Origin of the sequence: Domibacillus robiginosus (assembly GCF_000966195.1) — a bacterium.
Classification (GTDB): Bacteria; Bacillota; Bacilli; order Bacillales; family Domibacillaceae; genus Domibacillus; species Domibacillus robiginosus.
This window is the reverse complement of the sequence record NZ_LAHL01000047.1, coordinates 1-13,071: the sequence shown is the minus strand read 5'-3', so window position 1 is coordinate 13,071 and position 13,071 is coordinate 1. Positions and strand designations below refer to the sequence as shown.

Here is a 13,071-nt window from a genome sequence, read left to right as displayed (position 1 = left end):
TATTACTCTACAAATACATTTTTTCTTTATAGTTGTCATCTGCTTTTATAGGTCACTTTTTTATTTTTTGTCTCTGAGCAGCTGTTTTATATAATAAAATTGAAAAAGAAGCCCGCTTTATAACAGCAGGCTCCTTTTTGCGCTATCCTGTTCAGGACAGCAATTAAGCTTTAAATTTTCCAATAGCTTCTCTTAATTCTTGAGCCATCTGGCTTAACGCTTCTGCAGAAGCGGAGACTTCTTCCATCGCTGCATTTTGTTCTTCAGCTGAAGCAGCTACATTCTGTATATTACCGGCCGATTGCTCAGAAACCTGCCTTACTTCTTTTATCATCCTTACCGTATTTTGCGAGCTGGCATTTACTTCTTCCACTATAGCAGATACCTGTCCGGATTCAGTTGCAACCTGCTGAATAGATGCTGCAATTTCCTGAAAAGCTTCACCTGTTCGTGCAACCAGATTAATCCCTTCCTGAACCACATCTGTACTGCTATGAATAGATTGAACAGCTTTTTCTGCTTCCGATTGAATTTCTACAATAATATGTCGAATGTCTCCAGCTGCATTTGCCGATTGCTCCGCAAGCTTGCGTACTTCATCGGCTACGACCGCAAAACCTTTGCCCTGCTCTCCTGCGCGTGCCGCTTCAATGGCTGCGTTTAAAGCTAGCAAATTTGTTTGGCTGGCAATTTCGGTTATGAATTCTACAATTTGTCCAATCTCTTTTGATTTTCCGCCCAAAGCATTTACCACTTCGGAAGAATGAGCCGTTGAATGCTGCACAAGATTCATCTGTTCAACTGTTTGAGTCACAGTTGCATTTCCTATCGCTGCTTTCTCATTTGCTAGCGCTGTTAAATTGGCTACAGATTGAATAGAAGCCGCCGCTTCGTTCATCCCATTAGAGATATCTTCAACAGCTTCAGTCGACTCTACCGTACTGGTTACTTGTTTTTCTGAACCTGCTGCCACGTCCTGGATAGCGATTGATATTTGCTCAGTCGCTTTGCTTGTTTCTTCTGCACTTGCAGACAGTTCTTCTGAAGTTGCTGCTACCTGTTCTGCATTGGCGCTTACTTGTTGGATGACTTCTTGAAGATTGGTTTTCATTTGATTAAAGGAACTCGCCAGGCTCCCAAGCTCATCTTTGTAGCGCACCTTAATATCTTTCCCGGTTAAGTCACCTGCGGCAATGCTTTCTGCGCCTTTTACCAAAGACAGAATTGACTTCGTAATCATTCTAGTAATAAAGGTACCGATCAAAAGAGCTAAGATAAAAGCTGCTATACTTAAAAACAGGACAGTGCGTGCAACATTGTCTACTAGGTCAGTATTAAACTTGCTTCCTTCCTGCATAAATGCGGCTTGCCTTTCCTGCAAACCACTGGCAGCCTCCCACATATCCTGGGATAATTCATTCAGCTCACCATCCGCCAATGACCGGGCCGCTTCTGGATCGGTTGTCATTAAAGCGATCGCTTCTTCGGATCGGGCTTTAAATAGTTCATTCAGCTCATCAAGTTCATTTAGCAATTCTTTGCTTTCGTTGCTTTCAGCCAGGCTTTGGGCTGCCTTGATTTTTTCATCTAATGTATGAGCGGCCCGGGATAATGTATCAGCTGATTCTTCTTCATTTAACAGCATCCCTCGCAGCGCGTTCATTTCCTGTAAGACTTCTGTTTGAATATCTTTTGCATTAAAAAGAATGGCCGCCCGCCGATTAACCAAATCAGAATATGACTGATCCACTTTTTTTAAATTATAATAAGATATAAAACTGATGACACCAAGAAGAAAGGCGATAATAAAAAAACCGCCAAGCAACTTTTTTCCAATAGACATATTCATTATACTCCCCCATTTTCTCTCTAAAAAATAATTCTTTTATAAGCAATAAATCCGAAAACCTACAGTAGCTTTTTCTGTCGCCCTTTCCTCTCCTTACGAATCTCCACGAACTATGTACCTAATCAATAAACTTTACACATAGTATATATTCACTAAAATATCTTCTTTAAACATTTTTCTATTGTTTTTTTTGTATCTTTTTTCTCATAATAGTTTGTGAATTGAAGCCCAACCTTCGTCGATAACGCCTTGTGTAGCGTACGCCAGCTTAGAAACTTGCGTGTCCGGTTGTTAAGTAGCTGGAGAACACGTACCAGCGAGCTTTGCGCTCGACAAAGGCAGCGACACAACCCTTTCTTTTCCACGTCTGGATACAACAGTGTTAGTGCCCAACGGCCAAATGACTAACGCTGTTTGACTTCTGCCTGGCGTTCGAAAAAAGACGTTCCGATAGTAAGCTGGACTCTTTTTTCCTGGGGCTTCTGGCGTTTTTATTTCTATGTATTGCACTTAACATTACAAATCATTCCATAAAAAAAGAAAACCTCCTGGTAACAGGATGTTTTCTTAGCTTATACATATGAGTAAAGATCCAAATACTGATCAAGCACTGCTCTATAAGCAGGACTATATATTGGAACATTGCAAATAGAACTGTTGAAATATAAATAATTCAATCGTTTTCTTTCCTGATCTAAAAATGAAGCAAGGATAAAAACATCTATAAGTGTGGCTATCACATGTTTCGATTTAATAAGCTATCATCCAAAAAAAGAGCATATACTTTATTTGCATGACAACGAACAATGATTATCTCTGGATTTTAAGTGAGTATTAACATATTATATATCCTACTTAAATCAAAAAAGGGGCAAAAGACTTACTAGAACTTTCACTTTCACCGTTTCTTAATAAGGAAGTTCTGCAATATTTTCAAGTAAAAAGCGGAAGAACTTTTTCAGTTCCCTTGCTTTTTTAACAATGCATTTAATCATTTTTATGTTAAAAACACTTAAATCTAACAATAAAACATTTTATAGAAAATAAAATTGTCTTTTTATTCATCCAGTTAGTGCTTCCTTCGCCGCTTTTACCGCATCCCGTGTCTTCTTTGTTTTGTCTGCCTAAGACGGACTTGTCCATATGTCCGAGCATTATAAAAATTTTTTTTAATCAAATCCAGTGTTTGAAAAAAAGCAGAAGATGTAATTGGCTTAATTTTTCTGTCTGTTAAATTGAATAAATAATATTCACCATTTTCATATGTCATGCTTTTCAACTGCCCTTTTTCGTCTGTAAAGCAGACAAATGCTTTTACAAGTCCTTTTTGCTTTAATCGTATGATAAATTTAGCGGCTTTTACCGATTGATCGTTTTTTCGATTTTTGTACAGTAGCACGAAAAATTCCTCCTTTAACTAGATCAGTAATTTTTTCTGCTATTCAATCTGTCCAACTAAACTGCTTTATAACAACCAATCTCTGGTACAGCTCTCGTTTATTTTCATAATTGATACATTTTTTATACACATACTCACTTGATTCTTTATTCTTTACCCATCTTTCTGCAATATAGACTCCAAAAATCAGAGATAACAAAAGTTTATTAAGAATAGGTAAAAAGTTTATTTGCTGTAGTATTAATCGATTTTTTACATGATACTTATTTACTAAATGACTTTTTGACAAATCTTTTTATTAAGATAGATCTCCGGTGCCGTACGCTTTTTTTTGCATTAACTACTAATCTTTTCGGCTAAATTGTATTTTTATTACAGATCCCTGTTTTTATATGCTGTTTTTCACTATCTCCATAGGACAAAACTGGCTAAATGACTATTAAATTTGATATAATTTCCATAAAAGAAAAGAGGAGTGACATTTTTGAAGCTATTAGAACATATCGTTGATCAGTCACTTTGCCGGCTTGTAGATGAAGAAAAAAATCTAATAAGTTTGCCGTTTGATAAAAATGGCACAATTCTCGATCAAAATAAACAGCAGGATACGTGGGTAGATTTGGTTTCTGTGGATATAACAGAGTGGAAAACTGCACATTCAAAGTAAAACCGCTGATGGCAAACAGGGATATCCCCGTTCGCTTTCAGCGGTTTTACTTTGACTTCAAAAATTTAGTGTTACATCCTGCAACAAGCGGTCAGCTATGATAAAGGGGGGCAGAAACGGATACAGGCTAGAAAAAGCAATGAATAATTATATGGAAAACTCTATAAAAAGAGGGCTAAAATGTATCCTGTATTGTATGAAGACATTACCGTCTATTTCTCCAAATAGCTTCCTCCTCCAAGCATTCATGCCCCTTTATCAGAATTGCAAATACAGCAGAGAAGCAAGCACAACTCAATGTGCAAAACTCCTTTTACTAAACGCTTATGAAACGCTTTGACACTGTACCCCACCTGCAAGTTCCTTTCTATTATTTTTTAAAAATTTTCGTACCAGATCTTGTTTATAAGAAGTGTCTGGTAAAAAGTCCAATGATGATGAGCGATTTGTTTTTATAATGCAATGAATTTATATTCTGGCAAGCAACCGGGAATACTGAGGGGAAAATTCTATGACATACTGAAATGTTATGGGTAAAAAGTGTTTATTGAAAGGGCTGATAAATATGGAGCATACTTTCCACTCTTCCCAATGGAAATGGTTTGAACTTGACATTAAAGATACACAATTGATACAAGAAGCAACAAAAAATTCTCATCAATGTAAGAGCTGGGCCAAAAAAGTAGAAAAAAATGATAACAACTTCATTAATATGTATACAGGAACGCCTGGAGAAGAAAATTTATGGGGTTCTCTTATTTACCAGCAGGATGTAGAAAAAAGAGATAAAAATTCGACTTTCCATTTTTTTTTAACAAGAGAAAAGTTAATTACAATCGATCTTGATTTATCAAAACTAAATCTTCGCAATGCCAAAACCATGAAGGAAAAGATGCATCATTGTAAATCACCGATAGAAGGATTTCTTGTTCTGCTCAGTGAAATAACAGCTGACTTCTTAAACAAGATTGATGAATTTGAGGTTAAACTATACACACTCCTTTGGGATATAAAAGAAAACAACCGTACGACTATATTAGACAGAGCGGCGGCCGTTGACCATGAATTACTTGTCTGGAAAAATCTTGTTATTCCAATAAAAGAAACTAAGATGGCCGCTGAAGAAGCATTTGGAAGCCAAACGGCCCAGGGAGAGCAGTTTCAACGGGCAAAGTGCCGTATTGAGCGGGTTGAAACACTTTTAGATGCATATGAAAGCGAGATTAAATCCGTTCTAAACCTGGAAAACCTTATTTCTACCCACCGGGGAAATGAAATTACGAAAACACTAACAATCATGACAACACTGTTTGCCCCTACTACTGCCCTTGGAGCTATTTGGGGTATGAATTTTAAGCACATGCCTGAACTTGAATGGAAAATGGGTTATGCTTTTGCAGGTGTTTTAATCGTTATTAGTACTGTCTTCCTGTATTTTTATTTAAAAAGCAAAGGATGGATGGGTGACATTTTAAATACAAAAAGAAAAAAATCGTTTTTTAGATAAAGTATATGTTTAACAATAAGCTGAACTCCATCTTGAATAATGGATTAAAAAAACATGTTATTTCTAATCTATAGAAGGGAAAGTAGAAAAAATAGAGATAAGAACAAAACGAAGGGAGTAAAACGAATGAGGGAATCGTTCAAGTTATTAAAGCTTGGAAGCAAGTCGGCTTTATGGGCTGCGATTGTAAATACAATTGTTGCACTCATTAAAACGGCTGCTTATCTTATTACGGGGAACGTGGCAATGTTTGCGGAAATGATGCATAGTTTTGGGGATGCAGCCAATCAGCTTTTTGTTTTTATCGGATCCGCTTTAAGTAAAAAAGCACCAACCGATCGTTTCCCAGGCGGGTTTGGCCGGCTGGTCAATCTTGTTCTGCTCGGAGCTGTACTAGTTGTTGGCGTCCTGGCTTACGAAACGATTATAGAAGGCATTCATCATATTTCCGATGCCACTCACTCAGATGACTGGTTTTGGCTTAACATTGGTGTTTTAGGAGCTGCAGCAGTGCTTGAAGCTGCTGTTCTCTATAAGGCGATGCAGGAAATTACAGAACACCTGCCGCGGGAAAAAGTAAAAGGACTTAAAATTATACCTGAAAGCTACAAGCATGTGAGAGACGCAAAACCAGCTACAAAATTAGTTTTTTTAGAGGATAATGTCGCTGTTGGCGGCGCCGTCCTTGCAATGCTGGCTATCATCATTTCCACATACACACCTTTCCACAGCGCGACTGGCTATGCTTCTATTATTATCGGTGCTCTCCTTTTAGTTGTGGTGGGACGTATCTTTTTAGATAATGCTGCTGGAGCGCTAGGAGTGGCTGATGTGAAAATGCAGGCCAAAATCGGTGAGAAAGTTTTTAGTCATCCACAAGTAAACGATATTCAAGATCTTGATGTCATAAAAGAAGGGGACAGTCTTCACGTCGAGCTTACATTGGAAGTAGATCCTAAAATGACGATTGAGCAAGCCGATGATATAAGAGATGATATTGAGCAAAAAATAAAGCAAAGTCTGGGAAATGTTACGGATGTGGTCATTGAATTTGATGAAGACGATGGTGTTACAACCTGGGATAAAATTAATAAAATAAAAGAATGATTTTTTAATCTGTTTAATAACAAGATAGGAAGAATTTTTCCACTTATTTACGTGAAAACCCGATCCAATGAGAAGAAACTCTAAGAACAAACAGAAAATGTTTACTTGGAGTTTCTTCTTTTCGTTGGAATTCAAAAGGATTTTCAGCAAGTTTTATAGAATTATAATTGGACAGATATATTACTTAAAACACGGCAAGATCAACAATCATCATTTCCTTTAAGAATACAAATATTTACTTACAAATCATAATCAAAAAGAACCGGGTGACTAATTATGGAAACAATCGAAGCAAGATATACCGACTTACATTCTCAAATTGAAGAGCTTCGCTGTTTAATGATTGATGCTGCCGAGCTATATGGCATCAGCAGCCTGGACACATTACAGTACAGCGAAGAGCTCGATAAGCTGATCATGCAGGCCCAGCTTCAAAGTAGATAATACGTATTTATATGTGAGAATAAAAAACAGATGTTTTTGTGTAACGGTGTGTTTTCTTTTATCTTCATAGCTAAACAGCCTGTTTGAAAACGACCTATTTATTTTAAAGTAATGTATCTTATTTATTATTATACTAATACCATAGTAAGCATTGCTTTTACAGTCAACTTTATTAAAGATGCTTACAATACAGATTACGTATAAATACTACACATTTATCTTCTTGCCTTTTCCTTTCTCTAATACCCCCCTGTCTGGATTTCCCTTTTTTCATGTTAAAATCAGCTTGTTGATCATTATTTTAATTCATTTAAAACGTTTCTTTAAATGCGTTTAAGGCTGTCTGCTGTACCTCAATCAGCTTGTCGCAGAAGCGGTCAAAATCCTCGTCCAATTGTTGTAATTCCGGATTGGATAAAATGTGTTCGATACTTTCCCTCACTCCCTCGTCGAACCGTTTCGTCGCAGTAAATTCAGGAACAAGTCTTTTGATTTTACGATTGTCGAACACAGCACATCCAGCTTTGTCTCCTAATAGTGGCCCTTCTAGATCTGGTCTGCAGCCAACAAGAAAATCAGTGGATACATGGAATTTTTTCACTTCCACATCGAGAGCCGCCCCAATGCAATCGTAAATTTTGTTCCAGGTAAGGGCCTCGTCCGCCATTATATTCACCGCTTCACCTATAGCTCCCTGATTTGCCATAAGCCCAACGAATGCTTTTGCAAAATCGGTGTTGTGTGTTAATGTCCAAAGCGACGTACCATCACCATGAACAATGACAGGCTTTCCTTTTCGAATGCGTTCTACAACCTGCCAGCTTCCATTTTTCCCATAGAAAGCTACTGGTACTTTTTGTTTCCCATACGTATGGCTTGGGCGCACGATTGTAATGGGGAACTGCTTATTGCGATATTCCGCCATAAGCCGATCTTCACATGCGATTTTTTCTCGTGAGTAATCCCAGTATGGGTTACTCAGCGGTGTACTTTCACTTGTTTTAAAGTAGGATAGTGGTTTTTGATAAGCAGATGCAGAGCTGATAAAAATAAATTGCTTCGTTTTGTTCGTAAACAGATTTATATCACGTTCAATGTGTTCAGGCTTAAAAGCGATAAAATCAGCAATAACGTCAAAATGAAGGTCTTTAATCCTTTCAGAAATTCCTTTTTCATCTTCAACGTCTCCTGTAATGACTGTTGCCCCTTCTGGTACCTGGTCTAGACGGTTTCCTCTGTTTAAAAGGTATAGATCCCACCCTTTTTCCACAGCATATTTTGAAACAGCACTACTAATTGTTCCAGTTCCCCCGATAAATAATGCCTTCATATTTCTCGCTCCTCCTTTTTTAAAACACCTTCCCCCTCCAATTTTAATAAACCAGGCTTTGAGTGAGCAATGCTTTTGACAAAAGAATCGCTGATAAAATATGTATGTTGTTTTATTTACTTCTCTTTGCAAACAAATTAACAAGGAAATATGCCATAAAAAGAGGGTATACTGTGACTACTTAAGAAAGTTATATAAGGACTACTAAAAAGCGAGCAGCTAAAAGGAGGCTCATAGATGTATCCTTTTAAAAGCAGAAAATCGATTTCGTCGCAAAAAGATAAACTGTTATATCCCTATATCGTAACGGCAGATGAAGAAACAGAAAAGATGTCTGAACAAATTGCCCAAATTCTTCAGTCGTCTTCATTAGAGCCTGTGTTTTTATGCATCGGCTCCGACCGTTCTACAGGAGATTCTTTCGGGCCTTTAGTCGGCACCATGCTTCAAGAAAATCACGTACCGTATCAAGTATTTGGTACACTCAGCGAGCCTGTGCATGCCCTCAATTTAAAAACTGTATTAAAAGACATTCGCATAAAAAAACGCCATTCATTTATTTTTGCTATCGACGCATGTTTGGGAGATTTTCATCAGATTGGGTCCATTTATTTTAATGAAGGATCTTTTTGCCCTGGCAATGCTGTCCATCAAATACTGCCTCCCGTCGGAGATTATCATTTAAAAGCAGTCGTCAACCATTTAGACCCCTTTTTCCCAATCCATTCTTTAAATCACACAAGATTAAATACAGTAATAAATCTGTCTAAAAAAACGGCCGCTCTTTTGATAAATGCTATTGAACGCATAGAAAAAGAAAGTGAATCTGCTTCTTTATAGAATTAACTGCTAAAACAGTTTCTTCCCCATATAAAAAGCTAATTGGCCTTTTGCCAATCAGCTTTTTAACCGGTTAATTTTCTCGAATCTTAAAGTCGAGCCCAAACACGTTACATGCTCAGCATTAAAATCTATTACTCATTTACACGTACAGGTACATTGTGCTGATGAAATACATGGGTCATCGCTTTTTTCGCTTCTTCTTCATCAGGTCCGTGAATCTCCAGTTCAAAGGTTTTAGAGCTAAGAACAGAATATGTCAGCCCAAGAATACTTTTGGCATCAAAACTTTTACGATCTGTTTTAATAACAATGCTGGATTGAAATTCTTGCGCTGTTTTATTGATCGCAACAACGAATTCAGCAAATGTATTGCTGATTTCCATGCTTTTCCCTCCTTTAAATGAACATTTCTATCTGAATGATTGCCGTCAACTAGATCAATTGTTTCATTTCATAGTGAGCGTGGAGGTAGTGTTTATTAATTGCCGGATAACTTTTTGCATGATACCCCCGTTCTGGTAATAATCGATATCTACAACATTATCAAGGCGCACAGTCACATTAAATTCAAACGATTTTCCGTTTTTACCTGCTGCTTTAATACGAATCTTTTGCCCGGGCTGAATGTCGTCTGATAAGCCGATTGTTTGAAAGATTTCTGTTCCTTCAATCCCTAAAGATTCCGCGTTTTCTCCGTTTTCAAATTGAAGAGGAAGCACGCCCATTCCGACCAGGTTACTGCGGTGAATGCGTTCAAAACTTTCGGCAATGACCGCTTTGACACCGAGCAGTGCCGTGCCTTTCGCCGCCCAGTCACGCGAACTGCCTGTGCCGTATTCTTTTCCGGCAATAATAAATAGTGGGGTGTTGTCCTGTTTATATTTGAGTGACGCTTCATACATCGACATCACTTCCCCGCTCGGCAGGTATTTTGTTACGCCACCTTCTGAGCCGGGAACCAGATAGTTCCGGATTCGATGGTTAGCCAGCGCTCCCCGAATCATGACCTGGTGATTGCCGCGCCGTGAAGGATAAGAATTAAGGTCTCTCGGCTTCACACCACGGCTTTTTAAATATATACCGGCCGTACTGTTAGCAGGCACTACACCTGATGGCGACAGATGATCTGTTGTGACGGAGTGTCCTAACACAGCTACCGCACGGGCATGCTCGAAATCAACAATGTTTCCTGGCTCGCCAGGCAAATCTTTTAAAAATGGCGGCTCCTGCACGTAGGTTGAGGATTCCTCCCAGTCAAAAAGCGGTCCTTCTGGAATCTCTAACCCATTCCATTTTTCATTGGCTTTGAGTATATTTTGATATCTCATTTGAAACAGCTCAGGCCGCAGAGCATCACCAAGCCATTTTTGTGTATCTGCTAAAGAAGGCCAAATATCACGCAGATAAACCGGCTGATTGCTCGAGTCATGCCCAATAGGCTCTGTTGCAAAATCAATATCAACCGTACCAGCTAGTGCGTAAGCGACCACCAAAGGCGGTGAAGCCAGGTAATTGGCTTTGATTTCAGGATGGACCCGACCTTCAAAGTTACGGTTTCCTGACAGAACGCCTGCTACCGTCAAGTCGTGCTGGCTGATCGCTTCACTTATTTCAGAAGGAAGCGGTCCTGAATTACCGATGCAAGTAGCACATCCATACCCGGCAATGTGAAAGCCCAGCTTTTCTAAATACGGAAGCAGCCCTGATTCCTGAAGATAATCGGTCACTACACGCGATCCTGGTGTTAAAGAACTTTTTACAAAAGCAGGCTTAGATAATCCTTTTTCAACCGCTCTTTTCGCAAGCAGCCCTGCCATCATAAGCACAGTCGGATTGGACGTATTGGTGCAGCTTGTGATAGCTGCCAGTACGACAGAGCCATTCTTTATAACCGACGTTTCCCCGCTTTCGTGCGTAACCGGAACTTCTTTTTGGAGTGCTTCCCCGGTAACGCCATAGCCGCCCTCGGCCACCGACTTGCGGATGATTTCCCGGTACTCCTCTTTCATGTCTGTTAAGCTGATCCGGTCCTGCGGCCGTTTCGGACCAGCAAGGGAAGGGACAACGGTCGATAAATCCAGCTCAATCACTTCCGGATAATCCGGATCTTCACTGCCCTGTTCCATAAACATGCCCTGGGCTTTGTAATACGCTTCAACGAGGTTTACCTGCTCCTCATCACGCCCAATCAGCCGCAGGTAGTGAATCGTTTGCTCGTCTACAGGGAAAAAGCCCATTGTGGCTCCGTACTCTGGCGCCATATTCGCAACAGTCGCCCTATCAGCTACGCTCATGGAACGCACGCCTTCACCGAAAAACTCTACAAACTTTCCGACCACACCCTTTTGACGAAGAATATTTGTAATCGTCAGGGCAAGATCCGTGGATGTCGTTCCTTCCGGAAGTGATCCGGTCAGCCGGAAGCCGACTACTTCCGGTGTGGCAAAATACAAAGGCTGACCAAGCATCGCTGCCTCCGCTTCTATACCGCCTACTCCCCATGCTACAATTCCAAGGCCATTTATCATAGTCGTGTGAGAGTCTGTTCCAACAAGTGAATCAGGATAAACAACGGTCTGCCCTTCTTCACTCTTTTTGGCTGTAACAGTGGACAAATACTCCATGTTAATTTGATGCATGATGCCGGAAGAAGGTGGGATAATGTTTAGGTTATCAAATGCCTGCTGTGCCCAGCGCAAGAATCGAAACCGCTCACCATTACGCTCCATGTTTACTTTCTCATTGAGCTCCATGGCGTCTGGCCGGGCAAAATAATCGACGGTTACCGAATGGTCAACAACCAGATCTACTGGAATCAAAGGATTGACAGCTGAAACATTGCCTCCTGAGCGCTCCATCGTTTCACGCATAGCAGCTAAATCCACAATGGCTGGAAGCCCTGTTGTGTCATGAAGCAGTATGCGTACGGGCTTAAATGGAACTTCTTCATTCGGTTCTCTTTCTACTGTCCAGTCCGCCAGTTTCCGGATATGCTCTTCCGTTATCGAGGTTCCATCGAAAGTACGGATAGCTGCCTCCAGCAGTACCTTAATCGAATATGGGAGTCTTGCTATATGCTGAAACTTTTGATGGTTTAATTGATGAATGGGATAATACATGTATTCGTTTTCATTTACTCTCAGGCTCGCTGGCTCTATATAACCTTTTGTCTTCATGCCGTTTCCCCTTTTCTGTTCTAAATAGAAATAAGCTTATTTCTATCATACGGGATCGTTTCTTTATAAAAAAATAGCATTTTTTCATAGTTAAACATGAACGATTTCCATCTTTCTTCTTTAGCAAAAACAAATGATATGATATGTTTGAAAAAAAGGAGGACGCATATGGACGATCGAGACTGGTTGATTTTACATACGCTTTTTCATGAAAAAAGCATTACAAAAGCAGGCCAAACGCTTTTTATCGCCCAGCCGACTTTGACGAAGCGGCTGAAGCAGATTGAAACAGAGTTTGGGGTTAAAATTGTAAACCGGGGCATAAAAGGCGTGCAGTTTACGCCTGAAGGAGAATATTTAGCAAAACGTGCTGAAGAACTTTTAGATACATTTCGTGAAATTAAAGAAGAAGTTGACAATTTCAACCATATTGTAGCCGGCACACTTCGGATTGGTGTTTCAAACTTTATCAGTAAATATAAACTCCCCGGGTGGTTAAAACAGTTTAAAGAACAATATCCGGACGTTGAATTTCAAATTGAAACCGCCTACAGCAGGCAAATTTACCAGCTTGCTTACAATCATGATATCCATATCGGCTTTATCCGCGGAGAATACAATTGGCCCGGCCATAAAGAGCCACTATTTGAAGAAAAGTTATGTGTGTTTTCCAACGAGCCAATCATACTCGAAGATCTGCCTCATCTGGCCAGGATTGATTATCAAACGGATCAGCTGTATAAACATAT

At 39.6% G+C, this 13,071-nt stretch carries 11 protein-coding genes; 6 read left to right on the top strand and 5 right to left on the bottom strand.

All coding sequences use genetic code 11. The annotated features are described in order from the left end of the window. Positions 1–163: 163 nt before the first annotated feature. Together VP97_RS18970 and VP97_RS18965 are read right to left on the bottom strand one after the other, a co-directional pair. Positions 164–1,849 (bottom strand): methyl-accepting chemotaxis protein, encoded by a 1,686-nt coding sequence (locus VP97_RS18970; protein WP_050183725.1) that lies wholly within the window; start codon positions 1,847–1,849, stop codon positions 164–166. Between the two features lie 1,090 nt (positions 1,850–2,939). Then, positions 2,940–3,248, bottom strand: coding sequence for a hypothetical protein (locus tag VP97_RS18965; RefSeq protein WP_050183724.1), 309 nt, complete (start codon positions 3,246–3,248; stop codon positions 2,940–2,942). 484 nt (positions 3,249–3,732) lie between these two features. On the opposite strand from VP97_RS18965, the gene VP97_RS18960 reads away from it, so the two are divergent. From VP97_RS18960 to VP97_RS23470, 4 genes are all read left to right on the top strand, one after another. Beyond that, positions 3,733–3,915: a hypothetical protein gene (locus tag VP97_RS18960; protein WP_050183723.1), complete on the top strand. Its 183-nt coding sequence runs from the start codon at positions 3,733–3,735 to the stop codon at positions 3,913–3,915. A 565-nt stretch (positions 3,916–4,480) separates the two neighbouring features. After that, positions 4,481–5,422 carry a magnesium transporter CorA family protein gene (locus VP97_RS18955; protein ID WP_172656811.1) on the top strand — a complete coding sequence of 314 codons (942 nt, stop codon included), beginning with the start codon at positions 4,481–4,483 and terminating at the stop codon, positions 5,420–5,422. A 126-nt stretch (positions 5,423–5,548) separates the two neighbouring features. After that, positions 5,549–6,529, top strand: coding sequence for a cation diffusion facilitator family transporter (locus VP97_RS18950; RefSeq protein ID WP_050183721.1), 981 nt, complete (start codon positions 5,549–5,551; stop codon positions 6,527–6,529). 276 nt (positions 6,530–6,805) lie between these two features. Then, on the top strand, positions 6,806–6,973 hold the full coding sequence (locus tag VP97_RS23470; protein WP_082220452.1) for an aspartyl-phosphate phosphatase Spo0E family protein: 168 nt from the start codon (positions 6,806–6,808) through the stop codon (positions 6,971–6,973). Positions 6,974–7,283: 310 nt separating this feature from the next. On the opposite strand, the gene VP97_RS18945 is transcribed toward VP97_RS23470, so the two are convergent. Further along, positions 7,284–8,303, bottom strand: coding sequence for an SDR family oxidoreductase (locus tag VP97_RS18945; protein WP_050183720.1), 1,020 nt, complete (start codon positions 8,301–8,303; stop codon positions 7,284–7,286). Between the two features lie 237 nt (positions 8,304–8,540). On the opposite strand from VP97_RS18945, the gene yyaC reads away from it, so the two are divergent. Beyond that, on the top strand, positions 8,541–9,143 hold the full coding sequence (gene yyaC / locus VP97_RS18940) for a spore protease YyaC (RefSeq protein ID WP_050183719.1): 603 nt from the start codon (positions 8,541–8,543) through the stop codon (positions 9,141–9,143). Between the two features lie 134 nt (positions 9,144–9,277). Here yyaC and VP97_RS18935 read toward each other — a convergent pair whose 3' ends face one another. Together VP97_RS18935 and acnA are read right to left on the bottom strand one after the other, a co-directional pair. Next, entirely contained in the window at positions 9,278–9,529 is a 252-nt protein-coding gene (locus VP97_RS18935; RefSeq protein WP_050183718.1) for an HPr family phosphocarrier protein, read from the bottom strand. Positions 9,530–9,592: 63 nt separating this feature from the next. After that, positions 9,593–12,322 carry an aconitate hydratase AcnA gene (gene acnA / locus VP97_RS18930; protein ID WP_050183717.1) on the bottom strand — a complete coding sequence of 910 codons (2,730 nt, stop codon included), beginning with the start codon at positions 12,320–12,322 and terminating at the stop codon, positions 9,593–9,595. Positions 12,323–12,490: 168 nt separating this feature from the next. Here acnA and VP97_RS18925 point away from each other — a divergent pair. Beyond that, positions 12,491–13,071: LysR family transcriptional regulator (locus VP97_RS18925; protein WP_050183716.1), on the top strand; the 581-nt coding region annotated here is incomplete at its 3' end.